This is a genomic window from Aliarcobacter faecis (assembly GCF_013201705.1).
Classification (GTDB): Bacteria; Campylobacterota; Campylobacteria; order Campylobacterales; family Arcobacteraceae; genus Aliarcobacter; species Aliarcobacter faecis.
This window is the reverse complement of the sequence record NZ_CP053838.1, coordinates 80020-96694: the sequence shown is the minus strand read 5'-3', so window position 1 is coordinate 96694 and position 16675 is coordinate 80020. Positions and strand designations below refer to the sequence as shown.

19 protein-coding genes are annotated in these 16675 nt (G+C 25.2%); 6 read left to right on the top strand and 13 right to left on the bottom strand.

Annotated features, from left to right (window positions below; translation table 11 throughout):
• Positions 1 to 14 precede the first annotated feature (14 nt).
• The 4 genes from AFAEC_RS11925 to AFAEC_RS11910 are packed head-to-tail and all read left to right on the top strand — an operon-like array spanning position 15 to position 3741.
• Positions 15 to 653 (top strand): type IV toxin-antitoxin system AbiEi family antitoxin domain-containing protein, encoded by a 639-nt coding sequence (locus AFAEC_RS11925; RefSeq protein ID WP_034216782.1) that lies wholly within the window; start codon positions 15 to 17, stop codon positions 651 to 653.
• Positions 650 to 1537, top strand: a complete 888-nt coding sequence (locus tag AFAEC_RS11920) for a nucleotidyl transferase AbiEii/AbiGii toxin family protein (RefSeq protein ID WP_026806871.1) — start codon at positions 650 to 652, stop codon at positions 1535 to 1537. Before AFAEC_RS11925 ends, AFAEC_RS11920 begins: the two co-directional genes overlap by 4 nt.
• 6 nt (positions 1538 to 1543) lie before the next feature.
• Positions 1544 to 2839, top strand: coding sequence for a TOTE conflict system archaeo-eukaryotic primase domain-containing protein (locus tag AFAEC_RS11915; protein WP_051489046.1), 1296 nt, complete (start codon positions 1544 to 1546; stop codon positions 2837 to 2839).
• Between the two features lie 2 nt (positions 2840 to 2841).
• A complete protein-coding gene (locus tag AFAEC_RS11910) occupies positions 2842 to 3741 on the top strand; it encodes a DEAD/DEAH box helicase (protein WP_051489047.1) in 900 nt (299 codons plus the stop codon).
• 387 nt (positions 3742 to 4128) lie between these two features.
• Here AFAEC_RS11910 and AFAEC_RS11905 read toward each other — a convergent pair whose 3' ends face one another.
• The 4 genes from AFAEC_RS11905 to AFAEC_RS11890 are packed head-to-tail and all read right to left on the bottom strand — an operon-like array spanning position 4129 to position 5265.
• Positions 4129 to 4401 (bottom strand): hypothetical protein, encoded by a 273-nt coding sequence (locus AFAEC_RS11905; protein ID WP_026806854.1) that lies wholly within the window; start codon positions 4399 to 4401, stop codon positions 4129 to 4131.
• Between the two features lie 2 nt (positions 4402 to 4403).
• Entirely contained in the window at positions 4404 to 4688 is a 285-nt protein-coding gene (locus AFAEC_RS11900; protein WP_026805416.1) for a hypothetical protein, read from the bottom strand.
• Positions 4689 to 4692: 4 nt separating this feature from the next.
• Positions 4693 to 4971: a hypothetical protein gene (locus AFAEC_RS11895; RefSeq protein ID WP_026805417.1), complete on the bottom strand. Its 279-nt coding sequence runs from the start codon at positions 4969 to 4971 to the stop codon at positions 4693 to 4695.
• A 12-nt stretch (positions 4972 to 4983) separates the two neighbouring features.
• Positions 4984 to 5265, bottom strand: a complete 282-nt coding sequence (locus AFAEC_RS11890) for a hypothetical protein (RefSeq protein ID WP_026805418.1) — start codon at positions 5263 to 5265, stop codon at positions 4984 to 4986.
• A gap of 140 nt (positions 5266 to 5405) precedes the next feature.
• On the opposite strand from AFAEC_RS11890, the gene AFAEC_RS11885 reads away from it, so the two are divergent.
• The gene (locus AFAEC_RS11885) at positions 5406 to 5561 is read left to right on the top strand and encodes a hypothetical protein (protein WP_154656346.1); all 156 of its coding nucleotides are present in this window, start codon (positions 5406 to 5408) and stop codon (positions 5559 to 5561) included.
• Between the two features lie 33 nt (positions 5562 to 5594).
• Here AFAEC_RS11885 and trxA read toward each other — a convergent pair whose 3' ends face one another.
• Both trxA and AFAEC_RS11875 read right to left on the bottom strand, forming a co-directional pair.
• Positions 5595 to 5912 carry a thioredoxin gene (trxA, locus tag AFAEC_RS11880; protein WP_026806349.1) on the bottom strand — a complete coding sequence of 106 codons (318 nt, stop codon included), beginning with the start codon at positions 5910 to 5912 and terminating at the stop codon, positions 5595 to 5597.
• 12 nt (positions 5913 to 5924) lie between these two features.
• Entirely contained in the window at positions 5925 to 6521 is a 597-nt protein-coding gene (locus AFAEC_RS11875; protein ID WP_026806348.1) for a peroxiredoxin, read from the bottom strand.
• Positions 6522 to 6989: 468 nt separating this feature from the next.
• Here AFAEC_RS11875 and AFAEC_RS12475 point away from each other — a divergent pair, with 468 nt between their 5' ends.
• Entirely contained in the window at positions 6990 to 7109 is a 120-nt protein-coding gene (locus tag AFAEC_RS12475) for an IS3 family transposase (protein WP_371317638.1), read from the top strand.
• Between the two features lie 319 nt (positions 7110 to 7428).
• Here the strand turns inward: AFAEC_RS12475 and AFAEC_RS11870 are convergent, their stop codons facing one another.
• The 7 genes from AFAEC_RS11870 to AFAEC_RS11840 form a co-directional block, all read right to left on the bottom strand.
• Positions 7429 to 7875, bottom strand: a complete 447-nt coding sequence (locus tag AFAEC_RS11870) for a hypothetical protein (RefSeq protein WP_225442420.1) — start codon at positions 7873 to 7875, stop codon at positions 7429 to 7431.
• Positions 7876 to 7890: 15 nt separating this feature from the next.
• The gene (locus AFAEC_RS11865; protein WP_026806347.1) at positions 7891 to 8196 is read right to left on the bottom strand and encodes a hypothetical protein; all 306 of its coding nucleotides are present in this window, start codon (positions 8194 to 8196) and stop codon (positions 7891 to 7893) included.
• A complete protein-coding gene (locus AFAEC_RS11860) occupies positions 8193 to 9782 on the bottom strand; it encodes a PepSY-associated TM helix domain-containing protein (RefSeq protein WP_026806346.1) in 1590 nt (529 codons plus the stop codon). Before AFAEC_RS11860 ends, AFAEC_RS11865 begins: the two co-directional genes overlap by 4 nt.
• A gap of 82 nt (positions 9783 to 9864) precedes the next feature.
• Positions 9865 to 11937, bottom strand: coding sequence for a TonB-dependent siderophore receptor (locus AFAEC_RS11855; RefSeq protein ID WP_026806345.1), 2073 nt, complete (start codon positions 11935 to 11937; stop codon positions 9865 to 9867).
• 101 nt (positions 11938 to 12038) lie between these two features.
• The gene (locus AFAEC_RS11850; RefSeq protein ID WP_026806344.1) at positions 12039 to 13010 is read right to left on the bottom strand and encodes a helix-turn-helix domain-containing protein; all 972 of its coding nucleotides are present in this window, start codon (positions 13008 to 13010) and stop codon (positions 12039 to 12041) included.
• 15 nt (positions 13011 to 13025) lie between these two features.
• A complete protein-coding gene (locus tag AFAEC_RS11845; protein WP_026806343.1) occupies positions 13026 to 14351 on the bottom strand; it encodes a DnaB-like helicase C-terminal domain-containing protein in 1326 nt (441 codons plus the stop codon).
• 14 nt (positions 14352 to 14365) lie between these two features.
• A complete protein-coding gene (locus tag AFAEC_RS11840; RefSeq protein ID WP_026806342.1) occupies positions 14366 to 15874 on the bottom strand; it encodes a replication initiation protein in 1509 nt (502 codons plus the stop codon).
• Positions 15875 to 16675: the final 801 nt, after the last annotated feature.

Sequence of the window (16675 nt, the reverse complement as noted above, 5' to 3'; positions counted from 1 at the left end):
GTAAAATTATATTTATGAAAACAATAGAACTAAAAAATGCTTTACCATTGAGTATATTTTCACATGAGATGGTATCTTCAATACTTGAAAAATCATTTAGTAATGTAAATGAAAAGATATCAAATCTTATTAGAAATGGTGATTTAATAAGATTAAAAAAAGGCTTTTATACATTTTCTAAACCATATCAAACAAAACCAATTGATTTAATAAGTGTTGCAAACAGTTTATATACTCCTTCTTATGTATCTTTTGATTATGCACTAAGTTTTTATGGAATGATACCTGAGCGAGTTAGTGAAATTACATCCGCTACAAGTAAAAACGAAAAACTTTTTGAAACACCAATAGGAAGATTTAGTTATAAAAAAGTAAGTATTGAAGCTTACTCTTTAGGCGTTGATTGGATTTATGATGATATTGAAGGTGGAAAATTTATAGCAACCCCTGAAAAAGCATTATGTGATAAAATAAAATATGATAGAGGCATTGGAACTTTAACTCAAACTTCAATGAGTGAATATTTAAAATATGATTTAAGACTTGATATCACAAAACCTTTAAATTATGAACTTATAGAGATAATTGCAAAAGCATATAAATCAAGAAATTTAAAAACATTAGCCACATTAGTAAAAAAAGGTAAAATATGACTCATCCAGCACTTTTAAAAATGTTAGAAAAATATGATTTAACAAATTCAAATAGTAGTTACGATGCTTTAAGAGAGATACTACAAGAAATAGTACTCCTTGGACTTTATGATGCAGGATTTTTCAAACATGCTGCTTTTTATGGTGGAACTGCTTTGAGAATTTTACACAATCTTCCAAGATTTTCAGAAGATTTAGACTTTTCACTTCTTGAAGTAAACCCAAATTTTGATTTAAAACCATTTCAAGAAGCTATTATTGATACATTAAAATCATTTGGATTTGATATAACTATAGAAATTAAAGATAAGAGTTCAAATAGTACAATAGCTTCTGCTTTTGTAAAAGGAAATACAATTGAGCATCTATTAAATATAAATGCTCCAAAAGATATAACAAATAAAATTCATAAAGATCAAACAGTAAAAATTAAATTAGAAGTTGATACAAATCCACCTTTAAATTTTCAAACACAAAATATTATTAGATTAACACCAAGACCATTTTCTATAAATGCTTTCACATTAGATTCTTTATATGCAGGAAAAATGCATGCAATTTTATGTAGGGCTTGGAGTACAAGACCAAAAGGAAGAGATTGGTATGATTTAATTTGGTATATTGCAAACAGTCTTGAACTTGATTCTATTCATTTAAAAGCGAGATTATCTCAAAGTTGCAAATATTTAGAGTCTAATGAAATAAAAATTCAAGATACTCTTACAAAAGAGAATATCAAAGAGTTATTACTAGAAAGGTTAGAAACTCTTGATGTTGAAAAAGCAAAAAGTGATGTTCAGCCCTTTATAAAAGATATAAAAGAAATTGAACTTTGGTCAAAAGAGTTTTTTGTAGCTGTAATTGAAAATATAAAAGTAAAATAAATTTAAATGACTCTTTTTGAACTTAGAGAAAAACTACAACATTTAGAATCGCAAAGAATTAATTTAGATAATGAGATTCTACAAACAAAAAGAGAGATAGAAAAGTTATCACCTTTTTCAAAAGAACAAAAGATAGAACTTTTTAAATCTCTTTTTATTGGTAGATATGATGTTTTCGCAAAATATTGGATAAGTTCTGATGGATTAAAAAAAGGTTATTCCCCAACAACTTACACTTTTAAAGGAAGTGATTATATTCCAATTTCAAATCAGATTATTCAACAACACCTTCAAGGAAAAATTAGACTTGGTACCTATGTTGTAGTTAATCAAACTTTTGTTAAGTTTTTAGTAATTGATTTAGATAAAGCAAGTTTTATTGAAGATTCAAGAGCTATAAATAAAATATCACATAGTCTTGGATTAAAACCATTAATTGAACTTTCTAAATCAGGAAATGGAATACACATTTGGTACTTCTTTGAGTTACCAATCAAAGCAAAAGATGCTAGAAAATTAGGTGATATAATTATTACAAAAGCTATGGATTCAAGTAGTGGGATTGATATGACAAGCTATGATAGAATGTTTCCAAATCAAGATTTTGTATCACCTGATGCATTAGGGAATTTAGTAGCGCTTCCATTGCACTACGGCTCAAGATGTGAAAATAAAACGGTTTTTATAGACATTAATACTATGCAACCCTTTGAGAATCAATGGGAAGAATTACAAAATCTTTCAAAAATATCATTTTATCAAGTATCAGCAATTTTAAAAGAGCATTTACTAAATTCAAACTATGATGAAACCTTAATGCCTTGGGAAATCAAACAAGAAAAGCCTTTAGTATTTCCAAAAATAACAAAAGCAATTTTATATGATGCTTTATATATTGAAAAACAAAATCTCTCAAAAGAAGTATTAAACAAACTTCAAAGATTATCAAGCTTTTCAAATCCAGAGTTTTTTGTATTGCAAAATTTACGAAAATCAACCTTTAATACTCCAAGAATAATTACATCCTTTGATATAAATGAAAAATACATTATTGTTCCAAGAGGGCTTACTCAAAAAATCATTAATCTTTTTAATTCTAATAAAGCACAGCTTACTATTGAAGACAAGCGATTTATAAAATCTATTCATAAATTAAATTTCACACTTACTTTAAAAGATGAACAAAAACTAGCTTTAGGAAAAATACTCATTCAAGATTATTCAATTTTAATTGCACCTCCAGGATTTGGTAAGACTGCTATTGCAGCTGCAGTAATTGAAAAAAAAAAGTTAACACATTAATTTTGGTAAATAAAAGCAATTTACTTGATCAATGGATTGAGCGACTTTGTGAGTATTTTCAGATTGATATTAAAACCATAGGAAAACTTGGAAATGGAAAGAAAAAACTAAATTCAAGTCTAGATATAGCCACCTTGCAATCACTAAAAAATAAACCTGAACTAATTGAAGATTATTCTCAAATTATTATTGATGAAGTTCATCATATTCCAGCTGTTTCATTTGAAGTTCCTCTTAAAAGATTTAAAGGTAAATTTATTTTAGGACTTAGTGCAACACCTGCAAGGCAAGATGGAATGCATCAAATTATGTTTATGCAATGTGGAGAAATTGCTTATGAATCTAAAAAAGAGATTAAAAAAGTACATACATTAAAAACAGTTATTTCTACATTTGAAGCATTAAGTGATGATTTTTCACTAATTTTAAATGAAATGGTTGAAAATTTTGATAGAAATAATCTCATAATATCTGAAATTGAAAAATTAAAAGATAGAAATATTTTAGTACTTAGCGAAAGAATTGAGCATTTAAATATTTTATATCATCTATTAGATGCAAAAAAGATAAAATCAACTCTTATACATGGTGGGTTAAAATCAAAAATGAAAAAAGAGTTTTTAAAAGAAGCAAACAGCTCTTCAATTATTTTATCCACTAGTTCTTTTATTGGCGAGGGAATAGATTTTTCTCATTTAGATGCTATTGTTCTTGCTATGCCTATTTCATATTGGGGAAGAATAGTTCAATATCTTGGAAGAATTGGAAGGAATGGACAAGATTGTGTAGCAATTGATTTTTTTGATGAAAATACTCCAATATTAAGATCAAGTTTTCACAAAAGACAAAGAGGATATAAGAAGATGGGTTACGTTCCAACAAATGGAAAAGGTTTATTTTAAAAAATAATTTCTATATATGTTTCTAAATTATCAAATAAACTTATAGATAAAAATTCGTACGAAAATAGAGATATGATTTTCCGACATATGTGTCGAAAAAATTATTTGACTTTCGTATATTTCACTGTTATCAATTTTTACTAGATTTTAATTGATGAATTTTTCTATTAATTCTAGTTTACTTCTAAGTTGTGGGTTAAGTACGATGAGATTTCAAGAATTAATTATCTTGAAGACTTAATTCGTATTGATATTCAAAGAATAGCAACTCATTTCTTTGTTTTTTTCTTTGGAGCTTTCATAAAGATATTCATTAATATTGGAATTAAAGCTACAATTGTAGTAAATGTTCCTAATGCTATTAGTCCTTGAGTTTCATTAACCATTTTATCTTCCTTTATATGATCTGATTCTTTTAATTTTTAGATATTTTTTATATCTGTTAAACTCTCGTTTAAATTTATCATTTAAGTCAATTGCTAGAAGTATTAACATCATAAAACAAAATACAAAAGCTATAGCTATTTGTCCATCATTTATTCCAAAATATATATTTGTTGCAATATAGATAGCTAAAATATAAATATATAATTTAAATGAATTTGCAAAATTATATAAACAAATAAATAAAAATTTATCTAATCTATTTATTGGTAACATTTTTAATCCTTTATTTCACATTTTGTAACTGGTATAGTAGTTGAGCCTTTAAAAAAACTATTTTTATCTACACTCCAATTATCAGCTTTTGAGACATCAATCTTTAAAGAACTCATATTACAAATAAGCTCTTTATTGTTATTAAAATCATCTATTAAATTAGCTCTTTCATTTAGATGAAAATATAAAACTATAAATGGAAATAAGAATATAACTAATAGTATAAAAAATTGTGTTCTTATTTTTTCTGATAGATATTCATATTTTTTTAATCTCTTTTCATTCATAACTCTATTCTTCTTTCTTAGATTTATTTTCTTTACTATTTGATTTTAAAAAACTATCTGGACTCTTATGAACAATTTTTACTGCAGAAGTTAGTAATACAGCCCAAAATGCAATATATAAGAGTCCATTATTAAAATCAAAATATTCATATTCATTATTAAAGAAAAGTGCATAAACCATAACAAATAAAAGTGAACCTACTAAAACTAAAATAGATATTACAAAAAGAAATTCTCCAAGTCTACAAATAGTTTTATTACCTATTTTATAAAAATTACACATGCTATCTCCCCTTTATTTAATATCACAATTATAGATTGTAAATATATTTACACCATTAGATATTTGATAAGCTCTTTTTTTATCAAATTCATAAGCTAAATCTTTTGAAACAATATTGTTCTTACATATTAATTCTTGATTATTTACAAAAGCTTCATAAATTTTCTCTTTTTTATAATTATTATAAAAATATAAAAAAGCTATAAGTAGTAATAGTAATGCGCCAAGTCCTAAACTTCCTAAATATGAGAAAAATAGTTCTTTCTCTTTTTTACAAGTAATATCTTGTTCCATATTGTCTCCTTGTATTATCTAAAATAGATATTATTTAATTTATTATATACTAAAAAGGATATTGTGTCAAGAAATATAATCTAAAATAGATAAATTAATGATATAATTAAAACTATATTAGATAATAAATAGGATAATTAATGGCAAAAGAATATAAAAATGAAGCTAAAAAAAGAAATATCCCATTTATTTGCTCTAAAAGATATATCTCTTGTGTATATGATGAATATGTAAAAATTATGGGTATAAAAGATTGTAGTGAGTGTTATGCAAATTGCTCAAATAAGCAACTATAAAGTAATATACCTGACTATCTAGTCAGGTATTTATTATATTAAGCTATTTAATTTTTCTTCAATTTTAGCTTTTGTAGTAGCACCAATTGTTTGATCTACAATCTTACCATCTTTAAAATATAGTATAGTAGGAATAGATCTTATTTCATATTTAGCTGTTAAATCTGGTTCAGCTTCAGTATTTACTTTACAAATTTTTGCTTTACCTTCAAACTCTTGTGCTAATTGATCAATTGCTGGAGCAAGCATTCTACAAGGTCCACACCAAGGTGCCCAAAAGTCTACTAATACAACACCTTCTTTAATAGTTTCTTCCATATTTGTTTGATTTAATTCTATATATTTTCCCATTTTAAATTCCTTTTATAATTTATCTTGATTTTTAGCTAAATATTCAGCAACACCAGATTTATCTGCTTTCATTCCTTCATCACCTTTTGACCAACCAGCTGGACAAACTTCACCATGTTCATTTGTAAATAACATAGTATCAACCATTCTAATCATCTCATCAATATTTCTTCCTAGTGGTAAATCGTTGATAACTGCATGTCTTACTGTTCCATCTTTATCAATTAAGAATGAACCTCTTAATGCAACTGAATCACCAAATAATACATCATAATCTTTTGCAATTTGTTTTGTAATATCTGCTACCATTGGAAATTTAACTCTTCCAATTCCACCATTTTCAACTGGAGTTTCTCTCCATGCAAAGTGTGAGAATTGAGAATCAACTGAACAACCAATTACTTGGATTCCTCTATCTTCAAACTCTTTAACTCTATTTGAGAATGCAATAATTTCTGATGGACATACAAATGTAAAATCTAATGGCCAGAAAAACAATACTGCACCTTTTGTACCAATATTTTTATATAAGTTAAAATCTTCTGAAATTGAACCATCTGCTAATACAGCTGTAGCTGTAAAATCTGGAGCTTTTTTTGTTACTAACATTTTTAATCCTTTTTTTATTTATTAATTTTTAATTTTGTGATGGAATTATAAATATAATATACTTAAAACTAAATTAATATTTTTATTAAAAGAAAAATTTTATCGTTTGTAGAATAAAATAGATTTTAATAAAAAGAAAACCCTTTTACTTTTTTAAATCAAATCTATCAAGATTCATAACTTTTGTCCAAGCTGCAATAAAATGGTTTACAAAATTTTCTTTTGAATTTTCTTGAGCACAAATCTCAACAATTGCTCTTAGTTGAGAATTATAACCAAATACTAAGTCAACTCTAATTGCTCTAAAACTAGATGACTTACTAGATTTAATAAGTGATAATAGAAACTATAATAGTCAGATAATCCAAAAAGTGAACTAAATACAATCAAAATATTAGATAAAGTTCGGTTGGATTTAAACTCTTCTGAGTGATTAATCTTTCTCATATATCTTCTACGCTTTGACTAATTTTAAAATATATTGAACTGTTTTATAATAGAGTTAGATCTCATATCTATTTAAATCGATTATCACCAGTTAAATTTGAAGAAAAGATAGAAATATTACACTCAGTAACAGTAGCGTAGAGATTGAAATGTATCTGAAAAAAATAAAACATCATTGATAACTCTTGCATAACTGTTAAACGAAGTGCTAACTTGGCAGTTAAATTTAAAAAAAGTTACTTTTCGAAACTTAATCCACCTCTACTTTTTCTACTATTTTAATTGAAGATTTTGCTCCAAACTTATAAATATCTGAATGGATATTAGTATTTTATTAATACTCTTATAACTCTAATACAACTTTATTTATTAGCTCTAGGTTCAGCTTATTCCAATATAAAATTATCTCTCTTTATCTTTAATTTTAAATTCTTTTATAAGCTTATTTGTATTTTTATTACTAAAATAAATTGTTAATAAAAATAAAATTAGACATAGAGTAAAATATTAAAGTTAAGCTACTCCATTCTTCATCCCCATGTTTTTCTTTTGATAATTTTAATATTACCTCTTCTGTCTTTGTTTTATGCTCACTAGTAAATCCTTCTATTGGAGCAATTCCAATTTTTACTACAATTTCTTCATGGGTATCAAGAACTACTTGATATGGTTCTTTTGGAATATCAATTGTAATTTTACTCTCTTTTGGTAATCTATCTTTAAACAATATTTCTCCACTTATAAGTGATTCAACTTTTATTAAAGCTCCTGCTAGTCCTTGCTTATGCTCCTCATCCCCAATTATGGTTATTGTATTATTTTTATTATCTATTATCTCCAAAGTGAATTCATCATGTGCCAATAAACTTATATTAAAAATAAAAAATATAAATATCTTTTTTATCATCTTCTTATTCTCCTATTAAATATTATAAAGTATTATTAAAAGTATTCCAAATATCAAAGTTGGAACTATACATCTTAAAAGTGCTATGTATTTTGTTTTTGATAAACTAATCCACAAAGCAATAATTGCCCAAGTTAAAGTATTTAGTAAAAGTGAAACTATGATAGATTCACCAGCAGTTCCTGGGATAATAAATACTAAAAGAGTCATACCTAAATATGCAACCATTAATCCACCAAAAATAGAACATATAGTTCTAAATAATCCTATTTTCGTACCACTAGTTTCAGCAACTTTGAGTTGATTAAGATACTTTTTCATTTAACGCCTCTTTTTGTCCAAAACTCTTGAATCTTTTCTCTATTTGTTGGTAATTTATAAGCAACAAAAAGTAAAATTAAACCAAATATAAATAATCCAATATCAACACTTAGTATGGTATACATTTCATTTAAATATAAATTTATTGGGCTAAATCCACTATTTATAAAATGTATTATTGGACTTAAAAGAAATAAAATTCCACCAAGATATAAAAACTCTTTGGCTGTTTTATAAGAATTTAGTTTATAGAAGCTATAAGTTAAAGTAGCTATCCAAAGAGTTGCAAATAAACCTTTTTGAATTAATACTCTATTTTCCATATCAAAAGGAAGTAACCATTGTAAAACAAATAAAAGTCCAGTAGCTGGAATAACTCCAATCATAACAGCTAAAGATAATTTTCCAAAACCTTGATATATTGGTATTTCTTTTGGAAATTTTCTAGAATTTTTTTCTAAATATAGTAATACTCCAAAGCCTACTGCAAATGTTGAAAATAACATCAAAATGACAATAAACAATCTTGTGAAAATATCCACTCCAAATAAAAAATGCAAAAATAATATCATGTCCAAAAATATTGCACTCCAATGTCTATCTAAAACTTTTTCTTGGTATATTAATTTTCCATCTACTCCACTTAATACAACATGAGGTTTATTTGAAATACCATTTAAAAAAGGCATATAAGGGTTATATCCTTCTAGTATAAACAAAGCACTAGAATCTCCATAATTTATTATCTTAATTTTTTGATAATCAACTTCTGGAGCTATTTCTTTAGCTTTTATTATTAATTCGTTAATTGGAAGCATTTTTGTTTTTTCATTATTCAATGTACTCATAGTTGGTTTAGGAAATAAATATGGATATGCTATTTGAGCATGATGAGAAGCTTCTCCTTTTGAAACTATATGAGTCATAAATCCAGAATTTTTTAAACCTAAATTAAACATAGCCCCAGTTAGGGTTATAATTATAAATGGTGCAAAAGTCCAAATAAATATTTTTCTATGATATTTTGAAAATAAACCTACTTTTGTATTTGAATTATTTTTATACTTTATTTTTAGTATTAATAATACACCTCCTATAACTAAAAATAACACTCCTACTGCAACAAATCCAAACATATAAAGTCCAAACTCACCCAAAGGTTTTCCATAATGCATATGATTTAAAAACATAGCCAAATTAGATATTTTTTCATTATCTATAAATATCTCATTTGTATTTGGATTAATTGTCAATGGTTCAACAAAATCTGTTGATATTTTTAAACTAGGATCTTGCATATTTCCAGGAAGGGTTATAGTAATTGGATTAATTTTTGGATAATTAGGGTCTTCTAGTATAGGTTCTATTAATGAGTTATAATCTATTTTTGTAATATCTGGCATTTTATAATGTCTTGAGGGCTTTTCCCAATTTTGTATAAATGGCAGTAAAATAGCAAATATTCCAAAAAATAATGCTATATACATAAATAAAGAAAATATTATTCCAGTTATTGCATGTACTCTTTGTAGCCTTTGCTTAAAAAGTCTTTCATCTTCTTGTTTCAAAGATTTATCTATATTCATATAATTGTTTACTCCTAAAATTAATTATTAAGATATCTCTAAATTGTTATTTAGAGATATCTAATTTTTCTATTTAAATATATTAAAATTTATAAGAAACCGATGCTAAAAAAGTTCTAGGAGTTCCTGCATATACTCTTGTTCCTCTTGCATCACTTATAAGTGCACCATCAACATATTCTTCATTAGTTAAGTTTTGTACACTTAAATTTGCTCTCCAATTTCCTTTTTTATAACCCACTGTTGCATTGTAAATAAGTGCAGAATCTAGTTTAATATTGTTTGCTTCATCTGCATATTTTCCTCCTATAAATCTAGTCCCTCCTCCAATATAATAATCTGGAAGATTGATTGAAGAAAGTTTGTAAGTTGCAAAAATATTTGCTGTATGGTGTGGAACATTTGTTAATTCTTTATTACTAATCTCTTTGTTTTCTGTAGTTGTATATCCATAAGAAGCAATAAGAGATAAATTTGATGTAATATCTCCATTTAAATCAATTTCAAATCCTTGGCTTTCTTGTTTACCACTTGCTTTATATACAAATGTATTTCCACCATTTATATCAAGTGTTGCAACATTTTCTTTTTCTATTTTAAATATTGATGAAGTTAAGTCAAATCTATCTTCAAATAATTTTTGTTTAACTCCAATTTCATAACCTTTTCCTTTTTCTGGATCTAATATTTTTCCATTTCTATCTTGTCTAGTCGTTGGCGTAAAAGATTCAGAGTAATTTGTAAAAAATGTTGTTTGAGGATTTAGATGATAAACTAAACCAAATTGTGGAGTTGTAGCATCACTTTTTTGTCCATTTTTTGGTTTTACTTCATCATATCTAATCCCAGTACTAAAAATCAGACTATCAGTTAGATTTATATTATCTTGTAAAAATATTCCATAGTTTTCAACAAATGTTTTTGGTGATGACATATCTTTTGCATTTGAGTGGTCTTTTAAGTCACTAAGTCTTCCATAGTTTGGATTGGCTAATTTTATAGATGAAAATTGAGTCATATCTGCAAACATAGCTATTTCGGAATAAGATTTATTATAATCACTTCCTATCGTAAATCTATTCTTAAACCCTAAAATATCAAATTCTTTATTCAAGGTATATTGTAAGGCATGTTCTTGATGTTCTTGATTTTGAATAGCAAAAAATCTTGATAAATTACCTGTCGATTCTTGATACATAAAAGGAAACATAACATTTCCATTTTCACCTTTATAATCAATGTATCTATATTTAAAATTTGAGTTCCATGTATCATAAATACTATCTATATCAAATCCTACAATTTTTTGTGTTTTTTTAAATTTTTCATCAGGATGCGAACTCATATTTTTTGTAGGAGCTGCTAGTTTACCATTACTATTAACATAAGTTCCAAAATTTGAAGGAGTTTTTTCATCTGTATATTCACTAACCAAAGTTATAACATTATTATCATTTATCTCATAAGCTAATGAAGGAGCAATAAATAATCTATTTGTATCTGTATTAGAATTTGTCCAACCTTCATCATATTTAAAAACAGAAGTTAATCTAAAATATAATGATTTTTTTGTATTAAGTGCTCCTCCTATATCTATCTTTGGGCTATAAGAAGGATTATCTGTTGCATCAAAATCTATTTTAGCTAAAGATTCTTTTATTGGTTTTTTTGTAACTAAGTTTACAAGCCCTCCTGGACTTGATTGTCCATATTGTAAACTATCAGGACCTTTTAATACTTCGACTGACTCAAGATTATAAACTTCTGGATGTGCTAATTTATTTGTAATTCTTACTCCATCAAAAAGTATTGGAACTCCTGAAAATCCTCTCATTGATATATCATTTGTTCTGCCATGATTATCTCCAGTATAAACTGTGTTTGATGACATTTCTATAATATCTTCAACATTTTGAAGCGCAGCTTCTTCTATAAACGATTTATTGAATGTTTGTATTGATTTTGCAGTATCATTTTTTGATATTTGAGTTCTGTTTAATTCAGGCTTAGCTTCATTTTGATATTTTGAATAAGCTACTTCATTTACTGTTATCTCTTCTAGCTTTGTAATATCTTCTCCAAACAATGAAGAACCCGATATTAAAAGCATACAAAAATTAATTGATATTTTTTTATTAAAAAAATTATCTTTCATTACGACTCCTATTAAATTTTAGGAATAGTATATAATTTGATATTAATTATCAATAATAAAATGTTACTATAGGGAAAAATTATGCTAATAAAAGGAAAATACTAGTATTTAAATTGTTTTTTGTACTGAACAGGTGAAATCTTAAAATAATTAATAAAAAGCTTACTAAAATATCCTGAGTTCTTATAACCAACTTTTCTAGCAACTTCATTTACATTAAATTCATCTTTTAACAATTCTTTTGCTACTTCTAACCTTCTTTTTTGTAGCATTTCTAAAATAGTCATATTATAAAATTCTTTAAAATCTTTTTTTAAATAACATTCGTTTATTGCAGATTTGTAAGCAATATTTTTTATAGATAAATTTGAGCTATATTCTTGCATAATAATTTCTTTTGCCCTTTCCAAAGAAGAAGCTCTACTTTTAGTATTAGTTGATTTATTTAAAGATTTTGAAATTTTTTGTATGGTGTAATGAATTAAATCAGTAGTTTTAGATTCTAAATATATTGTTTTTAAAATATTTTTAAATGAATCTTTATCTTGAAAATAATTAATTATTTCATGTTGCAAAGTATCAATTTGCAAAGTATCAAAAATAGAATAGCTTTTTTTATGTGCTTCTTTCATATAACTCTTTATATTATCAATAGGAGAAGTGATTTCTAAGAAAAGTTCTTCTTTCATTCCGATTGAAAATGTTATAAGTTTTTTATTTTTTTTTAAAGGAACTTCGACATAAAAATTATTCGATGATAAGCCTAAGAGTAAAGATTCTTTTTTCAAAGTATATTTTTCAGAATTTCTATATAAGAAGTTGATATCATCACCCAAATTGAATATTAAACTTCCTCCTGAAACATTACACTCTTCTACAAGCAATAAATCTTTATTGGTAGTAAAATTTCTAATATAAACAGCTATACCATTTCCTAAATCATAAAAGATTGTATATCCGCTACCATATTCTTTTTTTATTGTAGATATAAAAATCTCTCTAGAAAATGGATTATTTATCATTTTATTTACTTCTATCAAATCAAAATAATTTATCTTTTCAATTTTTTGCATAGAAGTTAATTCTCCTTATTCAAATTCAATAATTGTTGGTTCATTATTAACTCTATTTAAAAATCTTGCTGATTTTCCTTCAAAAGAAACTTTTGCAACCCCTACTCTACCATCTCTATTTTTTAAAACTAAGATTTCCGCATCCTCTATAATATCATGACTTAACATAGTAGGTTTATCTTTGTCTTTTTTATAATATGAATCTCTGTAAAGACCTAATACTATATCAGCATCTTCTTCTATATTTCCAGAATTTTTTAAATCACTTAACATTGGCCTTTTATTTTCTCTTGATTCTAATGATCTATTTAACTGTTGAAGTAAAAATACTCTAATATTATAATCTCTAGCAATTTTTTTTAGCATAGCGCTAATATGCCCTATTTCTATATCTTCTCTTGTTTTACCAAGTAATTGAATTTTTCCTGTATGATCAACAAAAATATTTTTAATATCAGGATTTCTTCTTATAGTTGCTTTTATTCTATTTTGTAATTCTAAAATTGTTGGATATGCTTTATCATGAATTATTAAATTTGAATTTTCAAAAAATTCTACAGCTTCATTAAATTTATCTTTATTTTTTACTAATCCTCTTTTTAAGTCTGTTAAACTCTCTTGAGATCTTGCAGCTATCAATCTACTAACTATTTTTTTTCTAGGCATCTCTAGACTCTCTATTAGAACTCCCCTGCCCTCTTCTAAAGCTTTTGTTGCAATAGTTGAAATTATACTAGTTTTACCCATCGAAGGCCTTGCAGCAATTACAATTAAATCACCATCTTCAAATGCTCCTATAATATTATCTAAAGCTTCAAGTCCACTACTTTGACCTAATATTTTTGCTCCACCATCTAATGCCTTTTGCATATCAGCTTTAAATTCTTTTATCGTATCTCTAATTGTAGGTATTTGTTGTAAAGTCTCATTTTCAATGTTTTCAATATTAACTTGAATATTAGTAATTATATCTTGACTATTTTTGTCATTACTTACATTAAATATAATATTTTTTGAAAGTTGCTCTAATTTTCTCAGTTTTGAGCTCTCTTTAATCTCAAGACAATATGCTTCTGTATTAACAATAGGTTTTGCACTAAGTATTTCTATTAATACATTATCATTAAAGTCTTCTTTAGGCACCCTATTTCTAATGAAATCTTCATCTATTGGTAAACCTTCATCATGTAAAGCTAACATAACTTGATATATATCTTGATGAGCCTTTAAGTAAAAATCATCTTTTTTTAATATTAAAGAAACTTCAAAAATTTGCTCATAATCAAAGAATATAGAACTTAAAACTAATCTTTCAATATTTAATATATTTATAAAATTCAAAATATCCCCTATTTTTATTCGTTATGTAACGAGTAATCTTTTTCAACACTATTTTCTTCAATAAAAAGCTTAATTTGCTCAAATGTTAATAGTGTTTTTGATTTCTCTACATCTTGTGTTGGGTCTTCTAAATTATTAATATGAAGTCTATATTTAATAATTCCTTTACTATCTGTCTCTTCTTTAATATCCGTTACAATATATTTTATAATCTCTTTATTTCCAAAAGAATCATTTTTAGTAATAAATATTATCTTATTTATAAACTGTTCAATTAAATTGACAGGCTCTTTTTTGATAACTTTACCAACTTTATCTCTATTTTTATATAGATATTTCCAAATTTCTAAGCTCTCTTCTTTTGATATGATTTTTTTAGCTGTTGTATCATATAGGTAACTACTCTCTTCATCAACTTTTATAATAACTTCTTCATCAAAACCTGGCATATAATTACCAAGATCTTTTCCTCTATATTTTTCTATAACTTTTGTTTTAAATGATTTAAAATCATTTACTGCAGTTAATCTTCCAATTTCGTCTAATTGTATTTCACTTGTTTTTTTCTTAGCAAAATCATCTGGTAGTAATTTCTTAAGCTGTTGCTCTAACTTTTCTTTACTCTCATTTACAATATTTGTACGATTATTAGAATACTGTTCTTTTAAAACTATTAATAAATTATCTATATTAATATCTTCGATAGTATAATATTTACCTAAATAATTACACTCTTTTCCATATAAATGAGAATATGCCATATTTTCACTAATAGCACCTTCAAGTATAGAATCGCTTTTAATTCTAGTTACATGAAAAATAATATATTCAACTTTAGGTCCTATTTTTTCTTCACTATATTTTAAATATAAAGTGTTTGAGCTAGAATTAATTTCATCAATTATAACTTCAATCACATCTTTTTTAAAGTTTGTGTATCTTATATATTTATTTTTTAAATCTAAAATATCTTTTATAGTATCAACTTTTAATTTAACAACATTTAAAGAATTTGATTTAAAATATTCATATAATTTTAAAGTATGTTTATATTTAAAATTTACAATATCGATTAAATCGTACATAAAAAAATTCTTTTTAAGATTTATTAAATATTCACCCATATCATCATTAAAATTAATTAATATTTTTTTTGAATACTTATCAAATCTAAAATCATTTCTTATAAGCCCTACTTCTCTAAAGCTATCATTTTCTTCAAATGTAATATATATATTGGCTAATCTTTTTAAAGACTTTTTTGTTTCACTATATAAATGCTTTTCATTTATATTTAAATGTCTTATCTCATCTGTTGTAATCTCATAAAAATCTTGAAATAAAGAATCTTTACTATCTACTTTTGAAATAATTAATTTAAAGATTTTCAAATCATTAACAGTAAATGGAGACACATCACCTTTAATAAATTTATTAAGTTGTACAACTTTTCTATTTTTAAAAAGTCTTTTTTGTTCCTCTGCAATCAATTGCTGCTTAGTCATCAAACTATCTTTTTTCATCTTTTCTCTTCTTAAATAAAAGTTCTTGTATATTATCATATATTACTTAAATTTCTCAAAAGTTATGCTATTGGCTTTAAAATTTCTCTTAAAACTGGTTTTTGATATATTAGTTCTCATTTCTTATGTCTATTTATACCTTTGACATATAAATTGAGAAAAACTATTCATTATCTCTATATTTCTGCTATTTTGTCTAAAAGTTCTCTTTTTATATGTTATATCTATAATTTACTTCTTGCTATTTTCAATTACTTACCACAAAGTAGGGGATTTGTATATTCTTCTCATACCTTTATAAATTCTATAGCTTCGATTATATTGGATATTTAACTATAAAGTTCTCATTTCTTATGTCTATTCATACCTTTGACATATAAATTGAGAAAAACTATTCATTATCTCTATATTTCTGCTATTTTGTCTAAAAGTTCTCTTTTTATATGTTATATCTATAATTTACTTCTTGCTATTTTCAATTACTTACCACAAAGTAGGGGATTTGTATATTCTTCTCATACCTTTATAAATTCTATAGCTTCGATTATATTGGATATTTAACTATAAAGTTCTCATTTCTTATGTCTATTCATACCTTTGACATATAAATTGAGAAAAACTATTCATTATCTCTATATTTCTGCTATTTTGTCTAAAAGTTCTCTTTTTATATGTTATATCTATAATTTACTTCTTGCTATTTTCAATTACTTACCACAAAGTAGGGGATTTGTATATTCTTCTCATACCTTTATAAATTCTATAGCTTCGATTATATTGGATATTTAACTATAAAGTTCT